Origin of the sequence: Citricoccus muralis, from assembly GCF_003386075.1 — a bacterium.
Classification (GTDB): domain Bacteria; phylum Actinomycetota; class Actinomycetes; order Actinomycetales; family Micrococcaceae; genus Citricoccus; species Citricoccus muralis.
Genome location: NZ_QREH01000001.1, coordinates 2,075,612 through 2,100,450, shown reverse-complemented (window position 1 = coordinate 2,100,450; position 24,839 = coordinate 2,075,612). Strand labels below are relative to the sequence as shown.

The window sequence follows — 24,839 nt, the reverse complement described above, 5'->3', positions numbered from 1 at the left end:
ATGAGGATCATGGCCGTAGGGAACAAGACGCTTGATGCAACCCCGAACAGTGCAGCCCCAGGCGATCTGGGCTGGCATTTGGGCATGGTGCTGCGCGGGTACCAGTCCCGCTTCGAGGACGCCGTGGAGGGGATGCCCGGCGGCATTCGGGGCTATCAGGTCCTCTCCGCGGTGATCCACCGCGACCCAGCCAATCAGCAGGCCCTCGGAGCCCACCTGGGCATCGACCGCACGGTGCTGACCTACCTGCTGGACTCTCTCGAGAAGGACGGGGTCGTCGAGCGCGTCCCGGCGCCCTCGGACCGCCGGGCCCGCAAGGTCCTGGCCACCGACCATGGCCGCGAACTGCTGGTCAAATACGAGGAACGTGTGGCTTCCGCCGAATCCGCGCTGCTGGCCGGACTCGAACCCGCCGAGGAGAGCACCTTGATCGACCTCATTGGCCGTCTGGCCATGGACGTCCATCGCGCCCAGCCTGGATCGAACCCCTGCGAGGCCATGGACCACCTGCCGTAGCACTGCTCGATCGGCTATCCATCCCGGACACTCACAGCCAGCAGGACTTCATTCGAGTCCGCGGGACCATTCTGCTTCCCGATGGGCCGGCGGGGTCAGCCCCCGTGGCCTTCCTCTTCGACCCCGGTCACGGTGGTCAGCAGGAACACGCTGTCCTCCCGGGCCGTCACTCCATGGCGTTCCTTCGTGAGCTGGACGAGCTGACCCTGCTCCAGGTGCAGATCCGCACCGGAGCCGGCGGTGACGTCCACCGCGCCCAGCAGCACCTGCAGCGTGGCGGCGGGAGGGGCATTGTGGTCGGCCAGCTTGGCCCCGGACTTCAGGGCGATGATCGACTGGCGCAGGTGGCCGTCCCGCAGCAGCAGGTCACCGTGGCGGCCGTGAGGGTCGTCCAGGGCGGCCGCGAGTGTGGTGCGGGTCAGCGCTGTCAGGTCGTGGGGTCCCGGCGAGTAGGTCATGGTGTCACCGTAGCCCGCGGCGGCTCAGGCCACCACGGAGAGCACGCCGTAGAACAGCAGCCCGAACACGGTGGCGTACAGGGTGATGGCCACGGCCTGCCAGGTGATGACCCGGCCCTTGGTGATGCCGAAGGACGTCAACGCGGCGGCGGTGAAGTGGGTCGGCAGCAGGAACGGTCCGAGCAGGGAGACACCGGGGACGCCGTATTTGTCCAGCGCGCGGCGGACCTTCTGCTGCTTCTCCGAGGCCGGCTTCGGAGTCTTGCCGGCGGCGATGCGGCGGTTGATGATCGCGGCGCGGATCTTCTCGAAGGACAGGACGATCACGACCACGATGGCCAGGTTGGCGAGGATGGCCACCGGGATGGCGAGCCAGGGGTCCATGCCGGCGATGATCCCGACGATTGCGGCGCCCTCACCCTCGATGTAGGGGATGAACGCGGCGAGTACCACTCCGACGAATCGCAGGGCGGTCGGCAGCGACTCGGTGAAGGACTGGATGTTGGCGACGATGTCCATGGTGGTGCCTTTCGGTGTCGAGGCCGGATCGGGGCCCCGATGCGGGTGGTCCGCTGATCTGCGGTGGGTGTGCTTCCAGCCTCGTCGGACCGGCGGATCCGCGGCAGTGCCCGGGTGTCACCTCTTCACGGGTGAGAGTCACGGCGCCGCCGTGACAGTTGTCATCGGCCTACTGTGGGACCTGTGAACGAGCGCGAACCATCTGCCCGGCTGTCCGCCGGACAATTCCCTGCCACGGTGGCCGGACCGGATGCCACCGGACGCGGGATCTCCCGCTCCGAACGCAGTGTGGCCACCACGTGGTGGTACACGTTCATCTCCATGGGGATCTTCGCCGTGTTCACGAGTCTCGCGATCGTGGCCGTGCAGTCGGCCTTCGTGCGGAACTCGGGCGGGACCCGGACTCTGGCGCTGACGCTGGCCGATATCCTGACCCTGGCCGGCGCTGTGACTGCCGTATACGGCTGTTATCTCCTGCGCCACGGCACCGGCCGGGAGCGGCCCGGGACCCGCAGCATCCTGCTGATCGGCATTCCACCGGCCGTCGTCTGGGTGCTGACCCTGTGGATCCCGGGGGCGGCCTTCACCGGGACCTTTCCCCTGTGGATCGCCGTGAACGTGCTCGCGCCGCTGTTCCGGGGCCGGGCCCGCCACCTGCTCCTCATCGCCGGGGTGATCCTGTTCGGGGTCCACTGGTGGGCCGGTGGGCTCCTGACTGGGGTCGAAGGGATGGGCCATGACGAGGAGCAGGTGCTGTTCTCCCTCGTGTTCGTCGTGGTCATGTGCCCGGTGATGTTCCTCTTCTCCGCGTGGTGGTGGAACATCGTGGTCCATCTGAACGACGCCCGCCGGGACGCGGCCCAGTTGGCCGTGGCCCGTGAACGGCTGCGATTCGCCTCGGACCTGCATGACATCCAGGGCCACCACCTGCAGGTGATCGCCCTCAAGGCCGAACTGGCCGAGCGATTGATGGGGGCGGGAAGACCTGAGGCTGCGGCGGAGAACATCCACGAGGTCCGGACGATCGCGCGCACCGCCCTGGAGGAGACGCGCTCGCTGGTGCGCAACCTGCGTGAGGTCTCCCTCGAGGAGGAGATCGCCAATGCGAAGGACGTCCTCAACGCCTCCGGTGCCGCCGTCACCATTCGGGGGATCCTCGTGGAGGATCCTGCCGTGCGCACCCTGCTCGGCCTGGCCGTCCGTGAGGGCGCCACCAACATCCTGCGCCACGCGGCCGCGGCCACGAGGGTGTCCATCACCCTGGAGGACGCCGATGGCGGCCTCCGGTTGGTCATGGTGAACGACGGTGTCGAGGCACCCGATGACGACGGCGGCGAGGGTGCCGGGGCACCCAGCGGAACCCTGGTCCTCGGGGCGGGCGGGCCGGCGTCGGGCACGGGGTTGTCCGGGCTGAACCGGCGGTTCGCTTCCTCCGGTGGTTCGGTGACCGGCCGGTACGACGACGGCGCGTTCGTCCTCGAGGCCCGGTTACCGGCAGTGCCGGGCCGGGGCCACCTTGAATCCTCCACCGTCCTTCCGAAGGAGCCCACCCCATGATCCGCTTGCTGATCGCCGACGACGAAGTGCTGATCCGCGGCGCGCTCGAGACCCTGCTGGGCCTGGAGGAGGACTTCGAGGTGGTGGCCGGCGTGGACAACGGTCTCCAGGCGGTGGCCGCCGCCCGGGAACTGGCGCCGGACGTCTGCCTGCTGGACCTGGAGATGCCGGAGATGGACGGCGTGGAGGCCGCCGGGCAGATCCTGCGGCAGGTGGCCACGAAGGTCATCATCGTGACCCGGCATGCCCGGCCCGGCGTGCTGCGGCGAGCGCTGAGCGCGAAGGTGTCCGGATTCGTGCCGAAGTCCACCCCGGCCGAGGAGCTGGCCAAGGTGATCCGGGATGTGGCCGCCGGCAAGCGGTACGTGGACCCGGATATCGCCGCCACGGCCCTCGGCGGGGAGCGGAGCCCCCTGACGGACCGTGAGCTGGACGTGTTGCGGGCCGGCCGAGATGCGGCCACCGTGCAGCAGATCGCCGAGCGATTGCACCTGGCGCCGGGCACGGTGCGCAACTACCTGTCCTCAGCCATGGGCAAGCTCGGCGTGGGGACCCGGCGGGAGGCCTCTCAGATGGCGTGGGAGCAGGGCTGGATCTAACCGAGCTCGTGGTCCGGGGAAGGTGTCCGGTAGGGCTTCCCAGTGGAGACGGGCTGGTCGGAGGAGTCGATGGACCAGAACGTGTCCGCCTCGGCGATCCAGGGGCTCCTGGGCACGGTGACGGGCTCGCCCGTGCGGACAGACTCGACCACCGCCTGGGCAGTGGTGCGGGCCTGGGCGGCGTCCTCGTCCAGGAATTCGAGGGTGCGGGTGTGACGGGTCCGCAATTGCAGGGTGTCCCAAGCGGGCAGGCCGGTGGCCAGCTGGCGGCCGCGGAGGAGTTCGGCGTCGAATGCCGCGCCGGCCACGAGCACGATGAAGCTGACCCAGAAGACCATCATGGCCACGCCGAGGCTGCTCAGGGTGCCGAGGACCCAGTCCAGTGCACTGGCGTAGCTGGCCAGCCACCCGAGGAGCAGGGTCATGGTGAACAGGACGAGGACGGCGGCCAGGCCGCCCCAGGACAGCCACCGGAAGCGGGGCTGCACCACGTTCGGGCCGCGGTGATAGGCCACGGAGACCACGAAGACGAGTACGGCCAGGATGGCCGGCCACTTCAGGATGTTCCACAGGGTCACGGTGGCAGTGGTGAGGCCCAGCAGGTCGCCGAGCCGGGTGGAGAGATCACCGCCGATCAGCACCAGCAGCAGGACGGCGATCAGTGCGGCCATCAGGACGAGGGTCTCGAAGAAGATCACCGTGCGGAACCACAGGAACTGACGGCCCTCACGGGTGTCGTAGATGCGGTGCATGGCCCGGTGGAAGGAGGCCAGCGCGTTGGAAGCGGAGATGATCGAGCCAATGAGGCCGAGGACAAGGCCCAGCACGCCCGTGGAACTGTTGGCCAGGGACAGCAGCGTGGAGGCGAGGACGTCCGGATTGATCTCAGGCAGCAGCTCGTGGACCAGTCCCGCGGCCGTCACCACGGTCTCGTCCTCGAGTCCCAGCATGGACACGATGGAGACGATGGCAATCGCCCCGGGTACCACGGACAGCAGGGTGTAGAAGGTCATCCCGCCCGCCACGTCCCACACCTGCATGCCCACCAGTTTCATGATGGTCCGGCGGATCACGTGGAACAGGGTCAACCGCGGCCGCAGGTAGGTATGGGCCGGTGCCGGACGGCGGAGCAGGCGGCGGGGCATGGTGTCGAGGTTATCCGGTGCTGTGCTGGCGGCGATACTTCGCAGAGGGTCCCTGCGGCATGTTGAGTGCTACCTCGGCCGGCGAGTCCGAGGAAGGCCAGGAGTGCACGATCGAGCCGAACGAGCTCTGCGTCTGCAATTCGCCCAACTTTCTCGCGGCCGGGACGGTCTACCTCGCCGAACTGGGCGCCTGACCACGCCCGCTCCCGGGTGTCATGATGGGGCCATGGCACGAAGGTGGTCCTCGGTGACGGCGGACAAGGCCATCCGGCCGGACAGGCCTCTGCCGTACTGGGGGTGGGGTGCGATGCCGGACCAGTACGGCCGCCGCTGGGCCGGCGACGACGGCGACGGCAGAGTGCCGCCCGTCCCGCGACGAGGCACTCGATGGTGACGCACGACTGGCCGGCGTCGGAGCAGTTGACAGCATCCGGGCGGGAATAGCACCTGCCCAAGCAGGGTTGAGTTAAGTAGACTCAACTTCGACTGAGGGTTCCTGTGGTGACGCAGGACAAGACGTCAGGTATCCCGGACCGAGTCTCCGGCCGGGACCGGTGACAAGGAAGGACCAGCATGGACGCAAAATTCACCACCAAGAGCCAAGAGGTGCTGTCCGGGGCGGCCATGAATGCCTCCACCCTCGGCAACCCGCAGATCGAACCGGCCCACCTGCTCAAGGCGCTGATGGACCAGCGCGGCTCCGTGGCCGTCTCCGTCCTCAAGGCCGCCGGCGTGGACCCGGACGTCGTGTCCACCGCTGCCTCCACTGCCATCAAGGAGCTGCCCGCCACCTCCGGTTCCTCCGTGGCGCAGGCGCAGCTGTCCCGCCAGGGGCTGCTCGTCGTCCAAGCCGCTCAGCAGCAGGCCGAGGCCCTGGGCGATGACTATGTCTCCACCGAACACCTCCTGCTCGGCCTCGCCGCCGACGCCGGCAAGGCCGGGACCGCCCTGCGGGACGCCGGTGCCAGCGTGGAGGCGCTCTCTGCCGCCGTCAAGGAGGTCCGCGGGGATAGCCGGGTGACCACACCGGACCCGGAGAACACCTTCCAGGCCCTGGAGAAGTACGGCACCGACCTCACGGAGATCGCCCGTGCCGGCAAGCTCGACCCGGTCATCGGCCGCGATTCCGAGATCCGCCGCGTGGTGCAGGTGCTCTCCCGCCGCACCAAGAACAACCCGGTGCTCATCGGTGAACCCGGCGTCGGCAAGACCGCCGTGGTGGAGGGCCTGGCCCAGCGCATGGTGGCCGGTGACGTCCCTGAATCACTGCGCGGCAAGACCCTGATCTCCCTGGACTTGGGGTCCATGATCGCGGGGGCCAAGTACCGCGGCGAGTTCGAGGAGCGGCTGAAGTCCGTGCTGGAGGAGATCAAGCACTCAGATGGCCAGATCGTCACGTTCATCGACGAGATCCACACGGTCGTCGGGGCCGGGGCCTCCGAGGGGGCCATGGACGCGGGCAACATGCTCAAGCCCATGCTGGCCCGCGGCGAACTGCGCCTCATCGGCGCCACCACTTTGGACGAGTACCGGGAGAACATCGAGAAGGACCCGGCCCTGGAGCGCCGGTTCCAGCAGGTCTACGTGGGGGAGCCGACCGTGGATGACACGATCGCCATTCTGCGCGGACTCAAGGAACGCTACGAGGCCCACCACAAGGTGGCCATCGCCGACTCCGCCCTGGTGGCCGCCGCCAACCTCTCGGACCGGTACATCTCCGGCCGCCAGCTGCCGGACAAGGCCATCGATCTCGTGGACGAGTCCGCGTCCCGGCTGCGCATGGAGATCGACTCCGCCCCGGAGGAGATCGACCAGCTGCGCCGCTCCGTGGACCGGCTGACCATGGAAGAGCTGGCGCTCGCGGACGAATCGGACCCGGCCTCCGTGGAGCGGCTGGCCGCACTGCGTGAGGAGATGGCCAATCAGAAGGAGGAGCTCGCTGCACTCAACGCCCAGTGGGAATCCGAGAAGGCCAACCTCAACCAGGCCGGTGACCTGCGCGTGAAGCTGGACGAGCTGCGCTCCGCGGCGGACAAGGCCCAGCGGGACGGTGACCTGGCGGAGGCCTCGCGGATCCTCTACGGGGAGATCCCCGCGCTGGAGAAGAAGCTCCAGGCTGCCGTGGAGGCCGAGTCCGGCTCCGGCAGCGGATCGGGAGGCCAACAGCACACCGGGCAGTCCATGGTGTCCGAGGAGGTCACCGCGGACGACATAGCGGAGGTCATCTCGGCCTGGACCGGGATCCCGGCCGGGCGCATGCTGCAGTCCGAGCAGGACAAGCTGCTGTCCATGGAGGACCACCTCGGTGAGCGGCTGATCGGCCAGCGAAAGGCCGTGTCATCGGTCTCCGATGCCGTGCGGCGCTCCCGCGCCGGGATCGCGGACCCGGACCGGCCCACGGGCTCGTTCCTGTTCCTCGGCCCTACCGGCGTGGGCAAGACCGAGCTGGCGAAGTCGCTCGCGGCGTTCCTGTTCGATGACGATCACGCGATGGTCCGCATCGACATGTCCGAGTACTCGGAGAAGCACACGGTGTCGCGGCTGGTCGGTGCCCCTCCGGGGTACGTGGGCCACGAGGAGGGCGGCCAGCTGACCGAACTCGTGCGGCGCCGCCCCTACTCGGTGATCCTGCTGGACGAGGTGGAGAAGGCCCACCCCGAGGTCTTCGACATCCTGCTGCAGGTGCTCGACGACGGCCGCCTCACCGACGGTCAGGGCCGCACCGTGGACTTCCGCAACGTCATCCTGATCATGACGTCCAATCTGGGCTCGCAGTTCCTGGTGGACCAGGGCCTGGATGAGGCGGGGAAGAGGGACGCGGTCATGAGGGTGGTCAACTCCTCCTTCAAGCCTGAGTTCCTCAACCGGCTGGACGACATCATCATGTTCGATCCGCTGTCCATCGAGGACCTCACGAGGATCGTGGACCTGCAGGTCGACGCGCTCGCGGCCCGCCTGGCCTCACGCCGGCTGTCCCTGGAGGTCACCGACGCCGCGCGGGAGTGGCTGGCCCTGACCGGATTCGATCCGGCCTACGGTGCCCGGCCGCTGCGCCGCCTGGTGCAGCGCGAGATCGGTGATCAGCTCGCCCGGGCCCTGCTCTCCGGCACCGTCGCCGATGGGGACACGGTCCTGGTGGACCGCGCCGCAGGCGAGGGGTCCGCAACCGACGAGCAGGACCGCCTCTCCGTCACCCGGAAGGCCGACTAACCGTCCACGTGGTCGGTCCAGTCCTCCAGGACGGGCTCCGCCACGAGGGAGTCGTTCAGGGTGCCGTCATGGGCCACGGCGAGGCAGTCCACGCGGCGGTCACCCTCGTCCCATGTGCCCTGGGTGGGGTGGGAGATCTCGACGATGACCTGGGCGTTCGCAGCGCTGTCCAGTTCGATCATGGCGCAGAACCGCTCGGCGGCCGCCTGCATGTCCTCGGGGAAGGCACGGCCGGTGGGCCAGAGCTTGCGGCCGACCAGCTGGGCCTCGTGGTCGCGGTTGCACTCCACCACGGTGGAGGGCTCGCCCACGGACTCGAAGTCCGTCAGGCAGTCGCCGGGCACGACCTGGGCGGGGGGCACCTCGCGGGCCACGATCCCGTCCAGCCCGGGCTCGGCGTTGCGGGACACGGTCGGCCCGGGCTCGATGGTCTCACCGGACGGGCCGTTCTGCGCAGGGCTCAGCAGCGGCCAGAGGACGAACACAGTCAGGGTCACCACCACCAGGGCGCCGATGGCGATCCACCAGCCACGCTGCAGACGGGGCCGTGGCGCCGGGGCGGTCTCCGGCTGGCGGGGCGGCAGGTAGGGGACGTAGCGGTCGCCCGAGCCGGCGGCTTCGGCGGTCTCAGAGGCCTCCGGTGATTCCGGGGTCCCTGCTGTGTCGGTGGGTTCGGGGGCGTCAGGGGTTGACTCGTCGCCTGACCCGTCCGGGCGTGTGTCCATGGTCATGGTCCTTTCGGTGCCGTCACGCAGGCAGGCGGCTCCAAGGGGTGCTGAAACATGTTAACCTAGTGTCCACGAACCATCATGATCAGTGCATACTCCGGACCAGCCCTGCCTAGGGGCTGACAGCACGGGGACGGACAACAAAGGGGGTCACGCTCATGGGGCGCGGCCGTCAAAAGGCAAAAGCAACCAAGCAGGCCCGGGACATGAAGTATTTCTCCCCGGCCACTGATTTGTCGGCACTGGAGCGTGAGCTGGCCGGCAACAGCGGTTCCAGCCATGACGATGACCAGTACATCGACTACGCGGACAAGTACGCGGACTATGTGAAGGAATCCGAGGAGGATGACGATCCCCGCACGCAGGGTTGATCGTCGCCATGTCGACTGAGCCACCATCCGCCGAGCCTCCTCGGGGCACGCCGGCGACGGCTGAGACCGCCGATTCGGTGGAGATGACAGATGGTTTTCCGGGCACCACCCTGCTCCCGGGCCATCCGGCCGCCAACGGTCACCGGGCCGCCCTGCGCTCGATCGCGCGCATCGTGGAGGACGCGGCCCCGCCGCAGGATCCCGCCATCGCGCGAGCGGGCATCCTGGACCTGTTGCGGGAGCACCGGCCGCTGGTGATCACCGGCGCGGGCATCTCCACGGACTCCGGCATCCCCGACTACCGCGGACCGCAGGGATCGCTGCGGCGTCACCGGCCGATGACCTACCAGGAGTTCCGGCACGACGACGGCGCTCGGCACCGCTATTGGGCGCGGTCCTTCGTGGGCTGGCGGCAGATGGACGCCGCCTTTCCGAACCCGGCCCACCACATCCTGGCGGGCTGGCAACGCGCCGGGAACCTGGCCGGCGTCGTGACCCAGAACGTGGACGGACTGCACGCCGCGGCGGGCACCCCGGGGCTGGTGGCCCTGCACGGGGACCTGGACCGGGTCAGCTGCCTGAACTGTGGGGCCCTGGAGGACCGCCGGTCCTTCGACGCCCGCCTGGTCGAGGCGAATCCCGGTTACCTCGAGGCGGTCCAGGTGGACCCGCTGATGGTCAACCCGGACGGGGATGTGACGCTGGGACAGGAGTGGGTGGACCGGTTCCACCTGGTCGGCTGCCTGGTGTGCGGTTCGGTGGAGCTGAAGCCGGACGTGGTCTACTTCGGTGAGAGCGTGCCGGCCGAGCGGAAGGCCGCCGCTCGCCAGGCGTTCGAGCGGGCCGGCTCCGTCCTGGCGATCGGCACGTCACTGGCCGTCATGAGCGGTTTCAAGTTCGTGCTGGACGCGGAGAAGGCGGGCAAGCCGGTGGCGGTCCTCAACGGCGGCCCCACGCGCGCCGACACGAAGGCCGCCTTCCGCTGGCGTACCCGCCTGGCTCCGGCGCTGGAGTGGCTGGACGCCCTGCTCTGACCCTTCCCGCGCACCGTCGTAGCGCGTCAGGCTGTGGCGTAGTCCCCGGTCAGCAGGACCGCTCCGCCGTCAACGCCCTTGGCGCCCTGCATGAAGTCGGTGCCGGCGTTCCGGGCCTCGTCTGTCACGCGGCCCACGGTACCGGCGACCCAGGACGTCAGGCCGCGGGCGTTGAGCCGGGCCAGGGCCTCATCGGCGGCGGCGGGATCCACCACGGCGACCATGCCGACGCCGAGGTTCAGGGTGCGCTCCAGGTCCTCCAGCGGGACGCGCCCGAGCTGGCCGACGAGGGAGAACACGGCCGGCAGTGACCAGGTCCCGCGATCCACGGTGGCCATCAGGCCGCGGGGGAGTACGCGGGCCAGGTTGGCCGCGAGGCCGCCACCGGTGACGTGGGAGAAGCCGTGCAGGGCGGGCTCGCCGGAGGCGGTGGTCACCGCGCCCGCGGCACCGGAGACGGGGTCTCCGTTGAGGTGGCGCATCACGTCGAGGCAGTCGGCCGTGTAGATGCGCGTCGGTTCCAGCAGCTCCTCGCCGAGCGTGCGGCCCAGGTCGGTGACCGCACGGTCCAGGGACCAGCCGGCGTCGTTGATGACGCGGCGGACCAGGGAGTAGCCGTTGGAGTGGATGCCGGAGGAGGCCATGGCGATGACCACGTCGCCCTCACGGACGCGTTCGGGGCCGAGCAGGGCGGAGGCCTCGACCACGCCGGTGGCGGCGCCGGCGACGTCGTATTCGTCCACGCCCAGCAGGCCGGGGTGCTCGGCGGTCTCTCCGCCCACCAGGGCGGTGCCGGCAGCCTGGCACCCCAGGGCGATGCCGCGGACGATGTCCGCGATGCGCTCGGGAACCACCTTGCCGCAGGCGATGTAGTCGGTCATGAACAGCGGCTCGGCGCCGACCACCACGATGTCGTCCACGACCATGCCGACCAGGTCGAAGCCGATCGTGTCGTGCTTGTCCAGCGCCTGCGCGATCGCGACCTTCGTGCCGACGCCGTCCGTGGAGGTCGCCAGCAGCGGCTTGGAGTACTTCAGCAGCGCCGAGACGTCGTAGAGTCCCGCGAATCCGCCCACGCCGCCGATGACGGAGTCGTTGTGGGTGGCCTTCAGCGCGTCCTTCATCAACTCGACGGCGAGGTCACCGGCCTCCACGTCCACGCCGGCGGAGGCGTAGGTGGTCCCGGGGGCGGTATCGGCAGCGCCGGGCACTGCGCCGGCCGGATCGTGGGGGTGCTCGGAAGCGGTCACAGCGGGGTCCTGTCGGTTGCGGTCAGCAGGTCTTCGTAGGGCGCGTCGGGTCCCGGGTCGCAGCCGACGGCGCCGGGACGCTCGTCAGGGTCCACCGTTGACTCCGGATCCGCGAGGGGATCGGCCACGGCGCTGGACGCGGTCGCGGACGCCGTGGCGGCGACCGGCTGCTCCAGCAGGTGCTTGCCGCGCTCGTCCTCGCTGGGCAGCGGGATCGGGTAGTCGCCGGTGAAGCAGGCGGTGCACAGCGAGCGGCGGGGCTGCTCGGTGGCCTCGATCATGCCCTCCGCGGAGATGTACTCCAGCGAATCGGCCCCGATCGAGGCGGCGATCTCCGCGACCCCGGCGCCGTTGGCGATCAGCTCGGCACGCGAGGCGAAGTCGATCCCGTAGAAGCAGGGCCACTTGATGGGCGGCGAGGAGATCCGCACGTGCACCTCGGCGGCACCGGCCTCCTTGAGCATCCGGACCACCGCGCGTTGGGTGTTGCCGCGCACGATCGAATCGTCCACCACCACCACGCGCTTGCCGGACACCACGGCGGGCTGGACGTTGAGCTTGAGCCGGATGCCGAGCTGGCGCAGGGTCTGCGAGGGCTGGATGAACGTGCGGCCCACATAGGAGTTCTTGACGAAGCCCTGACCGAACGGGATGCCGGACTCCTCGGCGTAGCCCACCGCGGCGGGCGTGCCGGACTCCGGGACCGGAATGACGACGTCGGCCTCCACCGGGTTCTCCCGGGCCAGCGCGCGCCCCATGGCCCCGCGCGACTCGTAGACGGAGCGGCCGCTGATGGTGGCATCCGGGCGGGCGAGGTAGACGTACTCGAACACGCAGTGCGCCGGCTTGGACTCGGCGAATTGGGTGGAGCGGATGCCCTCCTCGTCGATAGCGATGAGCTCTCCGGGAGCGACCTCACGGATGAAGGAGGCGCCCACCGTGGCCAGGGCGGACTGCTCGGAGGCCACCACCCAGCCGCGCTCGAGCCGACCGAGCACCAGCGGGCGCACGCCCTGCGGGTCCCGTGCGGCGTAGAGGGTGTGCTCGTTCATGAACACGAAGGAGAAGGCGCCGCGGATCAGCGGGAGCAGCTCGGTGGCCGTCTGTTCGAGGGTGGAGCCCTCCTCACCCTGCAGCAGGGCCGTGACGAGCGCGGTGTCCGTGGTGTTGCCCTGGGCCATCTCGCCGCGCGTCTGCCGGCCGTAGCGGGACTGCACCATCCGGTACAGCTCCGCCGAGTTCACCAGGTTGCCGTTGTGGCCCAGCGCCACGGTGCCCTCGGCGGTGGCGCCGAGGGTCGGCTGGGCGTTCTCCCAGTTGTTGCCGCCGGTGGTCGAGTACCGGCAGTGCCCGACGGCGATGTGCCCGGTCAGGGTGTTCAGGGTCGCCTCGTCGAAGACCTGGGACACGAGGCCGAGGTCCTTGTAGACGGAGATCCGCTTGCCGTCCGAGGTGGCGATGCCTGCGGACTCCTGTCCGCGGTGCTGCAGGGCGAATAGGCCGTAGAAGGCGAGTTTGGAGACCTCCTCGCCCGGGGCCCAGACGCCGAACACCCCGCATTCGTCCTGGGGACTCTTTTCATGAGGGTCGAGGTCGTGTGTCAGCAGGCCGTCACCGCGCATCTTGGTCACGCTCCCCATTCTCCCACTTGTCTGTCCACTGCTGCAGGTCATGGTCCTGGACGGCGTAATCGGCGTCCTCGTAGCGGTCCACGGACTGGGCGGTCACGGAATAGGTGTGCTTCTTCGACCGGCGGTCCAGCACCAACCAGACGATCGCTCCGACCCCCACGCCGAGGATGCCGAAGATCACCAGGAAGTACCCGAAGGTGGATCCGAAGGTGAACTCAGGGTTGGCCTCGCCGACGAGGGACACCACCAGGGCGGCGATGACGCCGAGCAGGGCGCCCCCGATCAGGAATACCTGCACCTTCGGGGCCCGGCGGACCACCAGGGTGCGGTGGTCCAGGGCATCCGGCTCCGGGGAGTCCGGTGAGTCGGTGGCGCGGCGTCCCGCCTCCGGCTGGACCGGCGTGGGCCGGACCGTCTCAGGCCGGCTCGGCCCCGGTGTGCTGGGTTCGTCTGCCGGGGTGCCGGCGGAGGTTTCCGCGGAACCGTCGGGGGGAAAAGTCATGCCTTCCATGTTACGGGGCACAGCGGACAGAACCCGCCGTGGGTCGACGCCTCCCACGGGCGCTCTCACACCGGCACTACAGATAGGGGTTGGCCGTTGCCTCGGTGAACAAGGGCTGCGTCGGTGCGGGGAGCCGGAGCGTGGGCCGCCGGGAGGCCACGGCCAGGACGCCGGCCACGAGCGCGGTGAGCAGGAGCGCCCCCGCCAGCGCCAGGCTGATCGGGACGATGCCGGCCGACTGGAACGGGATGAACATCACGGCCGGGATGAAGACCAGGGACGTGGCCACCATGGAGACCTTGGCCGCACCGGAGGCATAGTGACCGCTGAACACCGCCACGAGCACGCCGATCAGTCCCAGCAACGCCACGAAGCCAGCAGCCAGGGCGCCGATGATGAGTGCCGTGAAGAAGGCCCAGCCCCCGCCCATCACCCCGCCGAGGAGGGCGGCCAACGGCACCACGAGGACGGTGGAGGGCACCGCGAGCTCACCGACCAGACGGGCCGCCCGGGGGACTGCGGTCCCCGCGAGAGACCGGAAGTCGAGGACGGCCCCGATGACTGCGGCGAGGGCGAGAGCCGTGGCGAGGACCACCAGGAGGAGGGCAACTTGCCCGTTCTCGGCGAAGTCCATCAGGGGCAGGATCAGTGCCAGGCAGGTCAGGGCAAGCGGGGTCGCCAGGTGGCGCAGGAACCGCCGGCCTGTCCGCTCCGTCTCCGCTGCGGCACCGGGCACAGCAGCGGAACCGACACCGGGCGCGGGAGCGGAAGCGTCCGGAACGTCAGTGGTTGAGCGCCCGGGAACCGGGGAACCGGAAGCGGCGGCAGGACCGCTCGGGCCGGCGTCGGGTACGGGGTTCTCGTGCGGCGCAGACCGGCGCAGGGCCACGGTGGCGGCCGCCAGGCCCACCAGGGCGAGGGCCGCACCGCCGTAGGACGCCACGGTGAGGGCGGCGGAGGCCTGGGCGATCATCCCCACCACGGGCGCCAGGAGCGCAGCCGGGGTGGCGATGGCGGCGAGGACCACGGCGCCGGTGCCCGGACCTCGCGAGCCGGTCTGGACGGCCACCACCCCGGAGACGAGGGAGACGCCGGCCAGCACCATCCCGAGGGTCGACACTCCCAGGTTCACGTTCCGCTCCATGATGAGGGCGGCACCGAGGCCGCTGTACCAGAGCAGGGCATAGAGCCCGGACGACAGTAGGGAGGCCGCCAGGGCCGACCGGGCCACGGTCCAGGCCCGGATGCGGGTACGGCCGGCACGCAGTTCCGCGACCAAGGCGACGAGGGCGGCGAGGCAGAGGACCACCTCGATCAGCGCCGTGACGACGCCGACCGCCGTCATCGTGGAGCTCAAGGAGTCCGTCGCCCCGCCGGACACGAGCGCCGTGATGATCAACTGGGAGACGAGTGCCCCCAGGGTGTGCAGGAGCACCGCGCACGGCAGGGCCAGATACCTGACGCCGGCGTTCAGAGCGGCATCCATTCGGATAGGTTGGCGCGGGAACCGGAGGCGAGTACCTTCCCGGTCCCGACGGCGGCGTCCCAGTCCGTGAGCCCCGTGGCCAGTTCCAGCCAGGTCGCCGGATCCATCTCGATGACGTTGGGGGGAGTGCCGCGCGTGTGGCGCGGGCCCTCGACGCACTGGCAGACCCCGAACGGGGGGACCCGGACCTCCACGGAGTTCCCCGGGGCCCGGGTGGCCAGCTCCTCCAGGGTGTAGCGGACGGCGGTGGCGCGGGTGCTGCGGGGCAGGGCGGCGGCGCTCTCCGCCCCGTCCGTTCCGGCCGAGCGGGCGCGGGACCAGGACTCGAGGGCGGCGCGGCCGTCGTCGGGGGAGATGCGGCGCTTGACGGTCATGAGTGCTGCCGTGCCGTTCAGTCCAGCAGGTCCAGGACGGGGCGGGCCAGCTGGACCCGGCCCACGGGCTTGCCGCGGCCGAGGATCTTCGGGGCCACGGTGTCCAGGACGCCCGGCAGGGCCTCGAGGTCGATCTGATCGGGGGCGAACTGGGCCAGCAGGACCAGGGCGACGAGGTTGCCGGCGCGCGTGCCGCCGTCGAGCGCCTTGACGGCCACCGCCGTGCCGTCCTGCGCGGCCATGACCATGACGCCGTCCGCGCCGAGCTTGGCCAGCACCCCGAGCTCGCGGATCACCACGGTGTTCGTGTTGGTCTCGCCGTGCACGGCCCACGGGTGCTCCAGCATGGCCGTGGCCACGGAGGCGGCATGCACCTCGGAGTCGCGGCGGTGCGGGGCCGCGGCGACCTTTCCGATACCGCGGGCCAGACCGGTCAGGGACAACACAGGGGCGGGGGCGCCGCAGCCGTCCACGCCCCAGTGGGCCACCGGTTCGCCGCAGTACTCCTCGAGGACGGCAGACACCTCACGCTGGACGGGGTGGTCGAGGTCCAGGTAGCTGCTCACGTTGTGCCCGCCGTGCTTGGCGGCGGAGAGGAAACCGGCGTGCTTGCCGGAGCAGTTGTAGGCCAGCGGGGTCTGGAGGGGACCGCCGGGGCCAGCGTCCCCAGCCATCTCGATGATCCCGGCAGGGTCCGCGGGCCAGGCCGGCGGGCACTGCAGGAAGGACTCGTCCATGCCGGCGTAGGACAGGACCGTGGAGGCCGTCTGGCGGTGCCGGGCCGTCCCGCGGTGCGAACCGCACGCCAGGGCAATCTGTTCCTCGACCAGCCGGGCCCCGTGCCGCAGGGAGGCGATGGCCTGCAGCGGCTTGAGCGTGGAGCGCGGGTAGACGAGCGAGTCCGGGCTGCCGAGGGAAGCCAGCACCGAGCCGTCCGGCGCCGTCACCACGGCCGAACCGATGGTGCGGGACTCGATGAACCCGTTGCGGACCACGTGGACCAGTTCCACGGCCTCGTCGACCGAGAAGGTGGCCGAGGGGCTCCGGGTGGGCTGGCGGGAATCGTGCTGGTCAGGATGCTGCTGCGGTGCGGGCATGGTCACTAGCTTGTCACTACTTCAGGAGGAGAGCACCCCGAGCATCGGATCCGCGAGTTCGGCGCGGCCGACCGACTGGCCCCGGCCGAGCACCGTGGGTGTCACGGCGTCGAGGACCTTCCGCAGCGCCGGCAGGTCCACCTGGTCCGGGGCGAAGCGGGCCAGGAGGTTCAGGGCCACGAGGTTGTTGGCCCGTGAGGCCCCGTCCAGGGTCTTGACCGCCACGGCAGTGCCGTCCGGGGCCGCCACCACCAGGAGGCCGTCCGCCCCGGACTTGGCGAGCAGGCCGAGTTCACGCATGATCCGGGTGTTCGAGCTGTTCCTGCCCTGGACGGCCCAGGGGTGGCGGAGCATGGAGACGGCCACCTGGATGGCATGGTCGTCGATCGGCAGCCCTTGGGCGGCCCGTTCGGGGGCGGACGCGACCCGGCCGAATCCGCGCGCCAGCCCTGCCAGGACCAACCGTGGGGCGGGGCCGCCGCAGCCGTCCACGCCGATGTGCACCGGTTCCGTGCCGCAGTAGTCCTCGATCACCCGGAGCACCTCCTGCTGCAGTGGATGGTCCGGTTCCAGGTAGCTCTCGGTCTCCAGACCGGCGGCCACACAGGCGGACAGCCAGGCGGCGTGCTTGCCGGAGCAATTGAAGGCCAGCCGGTTCGGGCGGGGGCCGTCCGGACGCCGGGTGCGGGCGGCCATCTTCAGCAGTTCGCGGCGGTCTTTGGGCCAGGCTCTGGGGCACTGCAGCGCCGACTTGTCCAGGTCGGCCGCGGCCAGGATCTCTCGGACCAGGGCGCGGTGGCGGGAGGAGCCGCGGTGGGATCCGGCGGCGATGGCAACGTGGCGGCTCTCCAGCGGGGCACCGAGGCGCAGGGAAGCGATGGCCTGCAGCGGCTTGAGGGCCGAGCGGCCGAAGACCACGGCGTCGGCCGGACCCACCGTGGCCAGTACGCCGCCGTCCGGGCCGGTGACCACAGCGGCGCCACTGTGGCGGGACTCCACCTGCCCGTTCCGGGTCAGGTAGACCAGCTCTGCGGCATCCCGCTGGGCGAAGATGCCGGGCGTGGTGCCGGACGCGCCGGGCATAGTGGTCATGCTGTTCGTGAAGGACATGCGCTCATCGTGCTTGAGGAGCATGAGCCTCAGATGAGGGACGCATGAGCTAACGCTGAGAATCCTGGCGAAAAGGGGGCCTGCGGGGCGCCGCCTCAGCGGCCGCGGCGGGTGGCCCAGACGGTCACTGCAGCGGCTGCGGCCAGCGAGGCGATCAGGGAGACCACGGCAGCGCCCAGGTCACCGCGTTCGAAGCCGAGCATCCGGGTCCCGAACCACATGATCACGGCGCAGGTCAGCCAGACGATCACGAAGGTGTAGATGGTGCGCAGGAGGCCCGAACCCCCGGAACCGCCAGAGCCGGCGAGGCGGGGCGCGCGGCCGTACGGGTGGCCGTACTGCTGCTGCCCGTACTCCTGGCCGGACGGGTCCTGTCCCTCGGGTCGGGCACCGTGCTCCGGGAGGTGCCGGCCGTCGTCGGGCCCGGGGTAGTTGGACGTCATGGAACCCATCGTACGGACCGGTACGGCTGGACCGGGCGCACACACGCGCGCCGGGACGGCCCGGACGGTCTAGGCTTGGGCACCGTGAAGATCCTCGTCCTCGGCTCCGGCGGCCGCGAACACGCCATCATCCGTGCCCTGCAGCTGGACCCTGATGTCCAGGAGGTCCATGCGGCCCCGGGCAACGCTGGCATCGCCCTCGATGTCCCGGTGCATGCCGTGGATGTCACTGATACCACCGGGGTCACCGTCCTGGCAGGTGAGCTCAGCGCGGACCTGGTCGTCGTGGGTCCCGAAGCCCCGCTGGCGGCCGGTGTCTCCGATGCCCTGCGGCAGGCCGGGTTCATGGTCTTCGGCCCCTCCAAGGCCGCTGCCGAGCTCGAGGCCTCCAAGTCCTTCGCGAAGGACGTCATGGCCCAGGCAGGCGTCCCCACCGCCGCCGCCCACACCTGCTCCACGGTCGCGGAGGCCGAGGCCGCCCTGGACGCGTTCGGTGCCCCCTACGTGGTCAAGGACGACGGGCTGGCCGCCGGCAAGGGAGTGGTGGTCACCTCGGACCGTGCCGAGGCCCTCGACCACGCCCGGTCCTGCTTCGACGTCAAGGGCACCGTGGTGATCGAGGAATTCCTGGACGGCCCCGAGGTCTCCCTCTTCGTCATCTCCGACGGCACCAACGCCGTCCCCCTCGTCCCGGCGCAGGACTTCAAGCGCATCGGCGACGACGATGCGGGCCCGAACACCGGCGGCATGGGCGCCTATACCCCGCTGGACTGGTTGCCGGAGGGCTTCGTGGACGAGGTCATGGAGACCGTGGCCCGCCCCGTGATCGCCACCATGGCCGACCGCGGCACCCCCTTCGCCGGCGTGCTGTATTGCGGCCTGGCCCTGACGAGCCGCGGCCTCCGCGTCATCGAGTTCAACGTGCGCTTCGGCGACCCGGAGACCCAGGCCGTGCTGGCCCGGTTGCGGTCCCCGTTCGGCCGGTTCCTGATGGACGCCGCCACGGGTTGCCTGGCGGGGCTGCAGGAGCTGGACTGGTCGGACGACTACGCCGTGGACGTGGTGGTCGCCGCCGCCGGCTACCCGGAGTCCCCCCTCAAGGGCGGGGTGCTGGGTGGCATCGCCGAGGCCGACGCACTGGAGAACGTCTCGGTCCTGCACGCGGGGACCTCCATGGCGCACGACGGCGGACTGGTTGCCTCCGGCGGCCGGGTGCTGGCCGTCGTCGGGCTCGGGGAAGACCTGGCCGCTGCGCGAGCCCGCGCCTACGCGGGGGTGGACCTGATCTCCCTGGAGGGATCGCAGCACCGCACCGACATCGGGCTCAAGGCCGAGCGCGGCGAGATCACGCTCCCGAACGGAAAGGCACGCTGATGACCGGATTCTCGCAAGGGTTTGACGCCCAGGCCGTGGAGCTGCCGGGTTGGCGGCACGCCTATTCGGGCAAAGTGCGCGACCTCTATGAGCCGGCCGACGCCGCGCCGGGGGAGACGGAGACGCTGCTCGTGGTCGCCTCGGACCGGATCAGCGCCTACGACTTCGTGCTGGAGACCGAGATCCCGGACAAGGGCGCGGTGCTGACCCAGCTGTCTCTGTGGTGGTTCGAACAGTTGCAGGTGCCGCACCACGTGGTGTCCCTAGACGTGCCGGAGGCCGTGGCGGGGCGGGCCATGGTGTGCCAGCGACTGGACATGTACGAGGTCGAGTGCATCGCGCGCGGCTACCTGACCGGGTCCGGGCTGGCCGAGTACCGGGAGTCCGGCTCGGTCACCGGGATCGAGCTGCCGGCGGGCCTGGTGGACGGTTCGAAGCTGGACCCCGCGATCTTCACCCCGTCCGCCAAGGCCAAGGTGGGCGAGCACGACGAGAACATCACGTTCGGGCAGATGGCCGGGCTGATCGGCCGGGAACCCGCCGAACGGTTGCGCGAGCTGACCCTGGACGTCTACACGCGCGCCGAGGCGATCGCTCGGGAACGCGGGATCATCCTGGCGGACACGAAGGTGGAGTTCGGACAGGATGCCACCGGACGGATCGTGTTGGGGGACGAGGTCCTGACCCCGGACTCCTCCCGGTTCTGGGATGCAGCACAGTATGAGCCGGGCCGCGCCCAGCCCTCCTTCGACAAGCAGTTCGTCCGTGACTGGCTGACCGGCCCGGACTCCGGCTGGGACCGGCACTCGGGTGAGGCGCCGCCGGCCCTGCCGGCCGACGTCGTGGCCAAGACCCGCGCCCGTTACATCGAGGCCTACGAGACCCTGACGGGCCGCACCTTCACCCCCTAACCCCTGGCGCTTTCAGTCGACTTGGGGTGGGTGTTTGAGCGAATCACCCACCCCAAGTCGACTGAAAGTGCGGGGCGCGAGGGGGTCTAGTGGGTGATGGTCGTCTGTTGGTAGAGCGTCATCCGGATACGTCCGTCGAGCAGCCGGTAGTGGCTGGACATCAGGGCCGTGAACGGATCCGGGTCGCCGGTCCGAGAAGCCGTGGCCGTGTACACGAGTGCTGCTGCATCCGTGCCGGTGGGGACCAGCCGAGGGTCATCCAGGTGGTACTCAGACCACGGTGGAGCGTGGTCCAGAGTTGAGGCCACCGTTTCCCGGTCCAGGACCATGCCGTTGACGATCACCATGACGGCGTCGTCGGTCATCAACGCCCCGTAGAAGGTGCCGCCCCGGCCGGAACACAGCGCATCCCACCCCTGGTGCTCCAGGGTCAACAGGTCGTGGAGCGTCAACGTGGCCATGGCCTCAGAATAGTTGGGTCCACAGGGCGTAGCCCAGGCCGATCACCCACCATACGGGCCCGCACATCGGGTCATCCGACCAGGGAGTCCTTCCAGGCGGCGTGGAGCTCGGCGAAGCGACCGCCGGCCTCGATCAGCTCGGCGGGCGACCCGTCCTCGACCACCCGACCGTCGTGCACCACGAGCACGCGGTCGGCGATCTCCACGGTGGACAGCCGGTGGGCGATGATCAGCGCGGTGCGGTCTCCCAGCAACCGGGTCAGCCCCTGTTGCACGAGCCGCTCGCTGGGCAGGTCCAGGGAAGAGGTGGCCTCGTCCAGGATGAGCACGGCCGGGTCGGCGAGGAAGGCCCGAGCGAAGGAGACGAGCTGTCGCTGGCCGGCGGAGAGCCGTCCGCCGCGCTTGGTCACGTCGGTCTCGTAGCCTTCGGGCAGGGACAGGATGAACTCGTGGGCGCCCACGGCCTGCGCCGCGGTCTGGATCTCGGCATCCGAGGCGTCCGGCCGGCCCAGGGCGATGTTTTCGGCCACGGAGCCGGAGAACAGGAAGGCCTCCTGCGTCACCATGACCACGTTCCGCCGCAGATCGCTCGCGGAGAGCTGGTCCAAGCTCACCCCGTCCAGCGTCAGGGACCCGGAGGAGAGGTCGTAGAACCGAGCGATCAGCTTCACCAGGGTGGACTTGCCGGCCCCGGTCTGGCCGACCACGGCCACCGTCTGGCCCGCGGGGATCGTCAGGTCGAAGCGCGGCAGGATCACCTGGCCATCCCCGTAGCCGAACTCGGCATCCGTGAACTCGATCCGACCGTCGGCCTCCGGCAGGGATACCGGCTGCTCGGCCTCCCGCACGGTGGGCGCCTCCTCCAGCAGCCCGGACACCTTCTCCAGCGCCGCGGTGGCGGACTGGAAGGAGGAGTAGAACATGGCCACCTGCTCCATCGGCTGGAACACGCGCTTGCCGGCCAACAGCAGTGCCACCAGCACGCCCACGGCCAGCGTGCCGTCCAGCACCCGGAACCCGCCGAAGAGCAGCATGGCCACCACGGTCAGATTTCCGGTGATCACCAGGGTCGGCTGCAGGATGCCGAAGAGGTTCAGGGACTTCAGCATGTCATCCCGGTACTTGCCGGCCAGCGTCTCGTACGTCCGGTCATTGGCGCGTTCCTTGCGGAAGGCCTGCACGGCGCGGATGCCGGTCATGGTCTCCACGAAGTTCACGATCATCCGGGCGGAGGACACCCGCGACTCCCGGTAGACCGCCTCGGAACGCACCTGGTACCAGCGCACCGCGATCGACACCGGGATGAAGGCCACCAGCAGGATCAGCGCCGAACGCCAATCGAGGAGCACGATCGAGATGCCCGTGAACAGCATGAACATCAGGCCGGACACGAGGGAGGACACGCCCTGGTCCAGCAGCTCGCGCAACGAGTCCAGGTCCGAGGTCTGCCGGGAGATGACCCGCCCGGAGGTGTACTTCTCGTGGAACTCGAGGCTGAGCCGTTGCGTGTGCCGGAACACCCACACGCGCAGGTCCAGCAACATGGCCTGGCTCAGCCGCGCCGTCATCCACGTGTAGGTGCCCAGCAGCAGCCCCGCGGTCAGCGCGGCTCCCACATAGGTGCCCCCGACGGCGGCCACCACCGGTGCCGCGGAGCCACCGGCCTCCAGCGTGGAGACGACCTGCGGCAGCCCCCAGTCGATGCCCCACGCGATGATCAGCGGGAACGACGCGCGGGCGGCATTCGAGATCACCACCAGCAAGGCCGTCAGGATGAGCTTCCACTTCACCGGCCGGGCCAGGTCCTTGAGCAGGGCCCAGGATCGTGCTCTGACGTACTTCCGTTCCTGGACGCTGAGGTCCAGACGCTCCTCGCCCTGGGTGCCCAGCAGCGTCGGGTCGGGCCGCTGGGCCTCGCCGGGGGCGGAGGCGTTGACGGCCTGACGGCCGCGGCGCCGGGTCCGGTCCGCGCGGCTCATGGTCGGTCTCCTTCACTGCCATGGCCAGCGGCAGTGCCACTGCCACTGCCACGACCGGACGCTTCGTCCACGGCCACCACCGGCGTCATCCCGGTGATCACCCCGGAATCCATGACGGACTCAATGGACTTGTCCTCCTCGAAGCTGGAGATGATGAAGCGGTATCCCGCCGACCGGCCCAGCAGCTCGGCGTGCGTGCCGACGTCCTGGATCGCTCCGTCGCGGAGCACTGCCACGCGGTCGGCGAGGGCCACGGTGGAGGGCCGGTGGGCCACGATCAGGGTGGTGGTCCCGGCCAGGACGGTGCGCAACCGCTGCGTGACCACCTCCTCGGTGCGGACGTCCAGAGCGGACAGGGGGTCGTCCAGGACGAGGATCTCCGGCTGCGCGGCGATGGACCGGGCCAGGGCGATACGCTGGCGTTGCCCGCCGGACAGGCTCAGCCCCTCCTCCCCGATCTGGGTGTCCACGCCCTCGGGCATGGAGTAGGCGAACTGGGCCTGGGCGGTGTCCAGGGCCAACTCCAGCAGGTCCTCGGCGGCCTGCGGATCGGCAGCGTCCGGGCCGACGATCTCGGCCGGGGCCCCGAGCAGCACGTTGTTGCGGATCGAGTCGGAGAACAGGGTCGCGTCCTCGAAGGCGATGGAGACCGTGCGCCGCAGGTCCAGCAGCGCGTAGTCCTTGACGTCCACCCCGTTCACCAGCACGCGCCCGGAGGTGGCGTCATAGAGCCGGGGGACCATCTGGACGAGGGTCGACTTGCCGGAGCCGGTCAGTCCGACCAGGGCCATCGTCTCGCCGGGCTCCAGCTGCAGGGTCACGTCCCGCAGGATCGACTCTGAATCCGCGGTGGCATCCGGGTAGCGGAAGCCGACCCCCTCGAAGGCGAGGCTTGATCCAGATCCAGATCCAGATCCAGATCCAGAACCAGCACCGGAACCGGGAGCGGCACCAGCTGCCGGATCCGCGATGTCGACGGTGGTGTCCATGACCTCGAAGTGGCGGTCGATCGCGGTCTTCGCGGACAGGGACATGCCCATGAGCTGACCGACGGATTCCACCGGGCCAGCGAGCACCGCCGTCGTGGCGAAGAAGCCGGCGAGGGCGCCCACGCTGAGCTCCCCGGAAGCGACGAGGTAGACGCCGGTGGCCAGCGAGATGCCGATGACGGTCTCCGGAAGGGCGACGATCAGGGCGATGAACTGGGAGAGCACCGTGGCCTTGCGGACCTCCGTGCCGCGCAGCGTGTCCGCCTGGCCACGGAATCCCTCCAGGGCCTCCCCGCCCCGCCCGAAGGCCTTGAGCACACGGATGCCGTGGACGGACTCCTCCACAGTGGTGGCGAGGTCACCGGCCTGGTCCTGGGAGAGCCGGGACACGCTCCGGAAGTCGTTGCGGAAGGAGAAGGAGCGCCACATGATCGGCACGGCGCCGGCCAGGTAGATCAGCCCGAGGATCCAGGAGGAGTTGAGCAGCAGGACGATGCCGACCGCGATCGTGACGATCGAGACCACGAACATCACCGTGCCGAAGGCGATCCAGCGGCGCAGCAGGGACAGGTCTCCGACCGAGCGGGAGAGCAGCTGTCCGGAGGGCCAGGAGTCGTGGAAGGAGACCGGCAGCCGCTGCAGCCGGGTGAACAGGGCGATGCGGGCACGGTTCTCCACCCCGGCGGCGGGCGGCAGGATGAAGAAACGGCGGCCGAAGATCAGCAGTCCCTCGGCGATGCCCAACCCGGCCATGAGCCAGACGGCACCCCACACGTCCGCCGTGGACCCACCGGGATGCAGCACGGAGTTCACCAGTTGCTGGATGACCTGCGGGATGGACAGGGCGACCAGCCCGGCCAGCATGGCCGAGACGAGCCCGGCGACCCAGCGCCAGCGGATCCCGTCCAGGTAGGGGGAGAGGCGGCGGATGGCCTCGAGCATGGACTGCTCCCGGGTGCCCGGGCCATGGTCATTCTGGCCACCACCCTGGCCGTGTCCATCCGTGTGGCCCCGGCCCGGCTTGCCACGCGGTGAATCGGTGCGGGCAGGCGTGGACAAGGCAACCCCTCCAGACAAGGACACATGGCCGGCATC

At 70.0% G+C, this 24,839-nt stretch carries 24 protein-coding genes; 9 read left to right on the top strand and 15 right to left on the bottom strand.

The window, feature by feature from the left end:
- Positions 1-9: 9 nt before the first annotated feature.
- Positions 10-516 carry a MarR family winged helix-turn-helix transcriptional regulator gene (locus C8E99_RS09325; RefSeq protein ID WP_170144571.1) on the top strand — a complete coding sequence of 169 codons (507 nt, stop codon included), beginning with the start codon at positions 10-12 and terminating at the stop codon, positions 514-516.
- 95 nt (positions 517-611) lie between these two features.
- Here the strand turns inward: C8E99_RS09325 and C8E99_RS09320 are convergent, their stop codons facing one another.
- Together C8E99_RS09320 and C8E99_RS09315 are read right to left on the bottom strand one after the other, a co-directional pair.
- Positions 612-974 (bottom strand): cupin domain-containing protein, encoded by a 363-nt coding sequence (locus C8E99_RS09320; protein WP_211309013.1) that lies wholly within the window; start codon positions 972-974, stop codon positions 612-614.
- A 24-nt stretch (positions 975-998) separates the two neighbouring features.
- The gene (locus C8E99_RS09315) at positions 999-1,493 is read right to left on the bottom strand and encodes a small multi-drug export protein (RefSeq protein ID WP_115932053.1); all 495 of its coding nucleotides are present in this window, start codon (positions 1,491-1,493) and stop codon (positions 999-1,001) included.
- Positions 1,494-1,676: 183 nt separating this feature from the next.
- Between C8E99_RS09315 and C8E99_RS09310 the strand changes: the two genes are divergently transcribed.
- Both C8E99_RS09310 and C8E99_RS09305 read left to right on the top strand, forming a co-directional pair.
- Positions 1,677-3,050, top strand: a complete 1,374-nt coding sequence (locus tag C8E99_RS09310) for an ATP-binding protein (protein WP_115932052.1) — start codon at positions 1,677-1,679, stop codon at positions 3,048-3,050.
- On the top strand, positions 3,047-3,649 hold the full coding sequence (locus C8E99_RS09305; protein ID WP_115932051.1) for a response regulator transcription factor: 603 nt from the start codon (positions 3,047-3,049) through the stop codon (positions 3,647-3,649). Before C8E99_RS09310 ends, C8E99_RS09305 begins: the two co-directional genes overlap by 4 nt.
- Here the strand turns inward: C8E99_RS09305 and C8E99_RS09300 are convergent.
- Positions 3,646-4,794, bottom strand: a complete 1,149-nt coding sequence (locus tag C8E99_RS09300; protein WP_115932050.1) for a YihY/virulence factor BrkB family protein — start codon at positions 4,792-4,794, stop codon at positions 3,646-3,648. The genes C8E99_RS09305 and C8E99_RS09300 overlap by 4 nt on opposite strands.
- A 59-nt stretch (positions 4,795-4,853) precedes the next feature.
- Here C8E99_RS09300 and C8E99_RS16345 point away from each other — a divergent pair, with 59 nt between their 5' ends.
- A complete protein-coding gene (locus C8E99_RS16345) occupies positions 4,854-4,988 on the top strand; it encodes a hypothetical protein (RefSeq protein ID WP_281269065.1) in 135 nt (44 codons plus the stop codon).
- A gap of 379 nt (positions 4,989-5,367) precedes the next feature.
- On the top strand, positions 5,368-8,004 hold the full coding sequence (gene clpB, locus C8E99_RS09295) for an ATP-dependent chaperone ClpB (RefSeq protein WP_115932049.1): 2,637 nt from the start codon (positions 5,368-5,370) through the stop codon (positions 8,002-8,004).
- Here the strand turns inward: clpB and C8E99_RS09290 are convergent.
- Positions 8,001-8,729, bottom strand: coding sequence for a hypothetical protein (locus C8E99_RS09290; RefSeq protein ID WP_147301213.1), 729 nt, complete (start codon positions 8,727-8,729; stop codon positions 8,001-8,003). The two genes, clpB and C8E99_RS09290, sit on opposite strands and share 4 nt — an antisense overlap.
- Positions 8,730-8,890: 161 nt before the next feature.
- Here C8E99_RS09290 and C8E99_RS09285 point away from each other — a divergent pair, with 161 nt between their 5' ends.
- Together C8E99_RS09285 and C8E99_RS09280 are read left to right on the top strand one after the other, a co-directional pair.
- Positions 8,891-9,103 carry a DUF3073 domain-containing protein gene (locus C8E99_RS09285; protein WP_115932047.1) on the top strand — a complete coding sequence of 71 codons (213 nt, stop codon included), beginning with the start codon at positions 8,891-8,893 and terminating at the stop codon, positions 9,101-9,103.
- Positions 9,104-9,186: 83 nt separating this feature from the next.
- On the top strand, positions 9,187-10,137 hold the full coding sequence (locus C8E99_RS09280; protein WP_115933368.1) for a Sir2 family NAD-dependent protein deacetylase: 951 nt from the start codon (positions 9,187-9,189) through the stop codon (positions 10,135-10,137).
- Positions 10,138-10,163: 26 nt separating this feature from the next.
- On the opposite strand, the gene purM is transcribed toward C8E99_RS09280, so the two are convergent.
- The 8 genes from purM to C8E99_RS09240 all read right to left on the bottom strand — a co-directional run bounded on the left by purM (position 10,164) and on the right by C8E99_RS09240 (position 18,030).
- Positions 10,164-11,348: a phosphoribosylformylglycinamidine cyclo-ligase gene (gene purM / locus C8E99_RS09275; RefSeq protein ID WP_115933367.1), complete on the bottom strand. Its 1,185-nt coding sequence runs from the start codon at positions 11,346-11,348 to the stop codon at positions 10,164-10,166.
- A gap of 35 nt (positions 11,349-11,383) precedes the next feature.
- The gene (purF, locus tag C8E99_RS09270; protein ID WP_115933366.1) at positions 11,384-13,009 is read right to left on the bottom strand and encodes an amidophosphoribosyltransferase; all 1,626 of its coding nucleotides are present in this window, start codon (positions 13,007-13,009) and stop codon (positions 11,384-11,386) included.
- Positions 12,999-13,520, bottom strand: coding sequence for an ABC transporter permease (locus C8E99_RS09265; RefSeq protein ID WP_115932046.1), 522 nt, complete (start codon positions 13,518-13,520; stop codon positions 12,999-13,001). Before C8E99_RS09265 ends, purF begins: the two co-directional genes overlap by 11 nt.
- A gap of 76 nt (positions 13,521-13,596) precedes the next feature.
- Positions 13,597-15,006, bottom strand: a complete 1,410-nt coding sequence (locus C8E99_RS09260) for a hypothetical protein (RefSeq protein ID WP_115932045.1) — start codon at positions 15,004-15,006, stop codon at positions 13,597-13,599.
- A complete protein-coding gene (locus C8E99_RS09255) occupies positions 14,991-15,380 on the bottom strand; it encodes a sterol carrier family protein (RefSeq protein ID WP_115932044.1) in 390 nt (129 codons plus the stop codon). The genes C8E99_RS09260 and C8E99_RS09255 overlap by 16 nt, the downstream gene beginning before the upstream one ends.
- Before the next feature lie 17 nt (positions 15,381-15,397).
- Complete coding sequence (locus C8E99_RS09250) at positions 15,398-16,477, bottom strand: asparaginase (protein WP_115933365.1); 1,080 nt, start codon at positions 16,475-16,477, stop codon at positions 15,398-15,400.
- Between the two features lie 21 nt (positions 16,478-16,498).
- On the bottom strand, positions 16,499-17,587 hold the full coding sequence (locus tag C8E99_RS09245) for an asparaginase (protein ID WP_115933364.1): 1,089 nt from the start codon (positions 17,585-17,587) through the stop codon (positions 16,499-16,501).
- Between the two features lie 95 nt (positions 17,588-17,682).
- Positions 17,683-18,030 (bottom strand): hypothetical protein, encoded by a 348-nt coding sequence (locus C8E99_RS09240; protein ID WP_147301212.1) that lies wholly within the window; start codon positions 18,028-18,030, stop codon positions 17,683-17,685.
- Between the two features lie 84 nt (positions 18,031-18,114).
- Here C8E99_RS09240 and purD point away from each other — a divergent pair, with 84 nt between their 5' ends.
- Positions 18,115-19,404, top strand: a complete 1,290-nt coding sequence (gene purD, locus C8E99_RS09235; protein WP_115933363.1) for a phosphoribosylamine--glycine ligase — start codon at positions 18,115-18,117, stop codon at positions 19,402-19,404.
- Positions 19,404-20,315, top strand: a complete 912-nt coding sequence (locus C8E99_RS09230) for a phosphoribosylaminoimidazolesuccinocarboxamide synthase (protein WP_115932042.1) — start codon at positions 19,404-19,406, stop codon at positions 20,313-20,315. Before purD ends, C8E99_RS09230 begins: the two co-directional genes overlap by 1 nt.
- 86 nt (positions 20,316-20,401) lie before the next feature.
- On the opposite strand, the gene C8E99_RS09225 is transcribed toward C8E99_RS09230, so the two are convergent.
- The 3 genes from C8E99_RS09225 to C8E99_RS09215 all read right to left on the bottom strand — a co-directional run bounded on the left by C8E99_RS09225 (position 20,402) and on the right by C8E99_RS09215 (position 24,686).
- On the bottom strand, positions 20,402-20,776 hold the full coding sequence (locus C8E99_RS09225) for a nuclear transport factor 2 family protein (protein ID WP_115932041.1): 375 nt from the start codon (positions 20,774-20,776) through the stop codon (positions 20,402-20,404).
- 71 nt (positions 20,777-20,847) lie between these two features.
- On the bottom strand, positions 20,848-22,755 hold the full coding sequence (locus tag C8E99_RS09220; protein ID WP_115932040.1) for an ABC transporter ATP-binding protein: 1,908 nt from the start codon (positions 22,753-22,755) through the stop codon (positions 20,848-20,850).
- Complete coding sequence (locus tag C8E99_RS09215; protein ID WP_115933362.1) at positions 22,752-24,686, bottom strand: ABC transporter ATP-binding protein; 1,935 nt, start codon at positions 24,684-24,686, stop codon at positions 22,752-22,754. Before C8E99_RS09215 ends, C8E99_RS09220 begins: the two co-directional genes overlap by 4 nt.
- Between the last annotated feature and the right edge of the window lie 153 nt (positions 24,687-24,839).

Coding starts and splice junctions, on each gene's coding strand:
- C8E99_RS09325 (WP_170144571.1), top strand. CDS start 10: ATGGCCGTAGGGAACAAGACGCTTGATGCAACCCCGAACAGTGCAGCC.
- C8E99_RS09320 (WP_211309013.1), bottom strand. CDS start 974: ATGACCTACTCGCCGGGACCCCACGACCTGACAGCGCTGACCCGCACC.
- C8E99_RS09315 (WP_115932053.1), bottom strand. CDS start 1,493: ATGGACATCGTCGCCAACATCCAGTCCTTCACCGAGTCGCTGCCGACC.
- C8E99_RS09305 (WP_115932051.1), top strand. CDS start 3,047: ATGATCCGCTTGCTGATCGCCGACGACGAAGTGCTGATCCGCGGCGCG.
- C8E99_RS09300 (WP_115932050.1), bottom strand. CDS start 4,794: ATGCCCCGCCGCCTGCTCCGCCGTCCGGCACCGGCCCATACCTACCTG.
- C8E99_RS16345 (WP_281269065.1), top strand. CDS start 4,854: ATGTTGAGTGCTACCTCGGCCGGCGAGTCCGAGGAAGGCCAGGAGTGC.
- clpB (WP_115932049.1), top strand. CDS start 5,368: ATGGACGCAAAATTCACCACCAAGAGCCAAGAGGTGCTGTCCGGGGCG.
- C8E99_RS09290 (WP_147301213.1), bottom strand. CDS start 8,729: ATGGACACACGCCCGGACGGGTCAGGCGACGAGTCAACCCCTGACGCC.
- C8E99_RS09285 (WP_115932047.1), top strand. CDS start 8,891: ATGGGGCGCGGCCGTCAAAAGGCAAAAGCAACCAAGCAGGCCCGGGAC.
- C8E99_RS09280 (WP_115933368.1), top strand. CDS start 9,187: ATGACAGATGGTTTTCCGGGCACCACCCTGCTCCCGGGCCATCCGGCC.
- purF (WP_115933366.1), bottom strand. CDS start 13,009: ATGCGCGGTGACGGCCTGCTGACACACGACCTCGACCCTCATGAAAAG.
- C8E99_RS09265 (WP_115932046.1), bottom strand. CDS start 13,520: ATGACTTTTCCCCCCGACGGTTCCGCGGAAACCTCCGCCGGCACCCCG.
- C8E99_RS09260 (WP_115932045.1), bottom strand. CDS start 15,006: ATGGATGCCGCTCTGAACGCCGGCGTCAGGTATCTGGCCCTGCCGTGC.
- C8E99_RS09255 (WP_115932044.1), bottom strand. CDS start 15,380: ATGACCGTCAAGCGCCGCATCTCCCCCGACGACGGCCGCGCCGCCCTC.
- C8E99_RS09250 (WP_115933365.1), bottom strand. CDS start 16,477: ATGCCCGCACCGCAGCAGCATCCTGACCAGCACGATTCCCGCCAGCCC.
- C8E99_RS09245 (WP_115933364.1), bottom strand. CDS start 17,587: ATGTCCTTCACGAACAGCATGACCACTATGCCCGGCGCGTCCGGCACC.
- C8E99_RS09240 (WP_147301212.1), bottom strand. CDS start 18,030: ATGACGTCCAACTACCCCGGGCCCGACGACGGCCGGCACCTCCCGGAG.
- C8E99_RS09230 (WP_115932042.1), top strand. CDS start 19,404: ATGACCGGATTCTCGCAAGGGTTTGACGCCCAGGCCGTGGAGCTGCCG.
- C8E99_RS09225 (WP_115932041.1), bottom strand. CDS start 20,776: ATGGCCACGTTGACGCTCCACGACCTGTTGACCCTGGAGCACCAGGGG.
- C8E99_RS09220 (WP_115932040.1), bottom strand. CDS start 22,755: ATGAGCCGCGCGGACCGGACCCGGCGCCGCGGCCGTCAGGCCGTCAAC.
- C8E99_RS09215 (WP_115933362.1), bottom strand. CDS start 24,686: ATGCTCGAGGCCATCCGCCGCCTCTCCCCCTACCTGGACGGGATCCGC.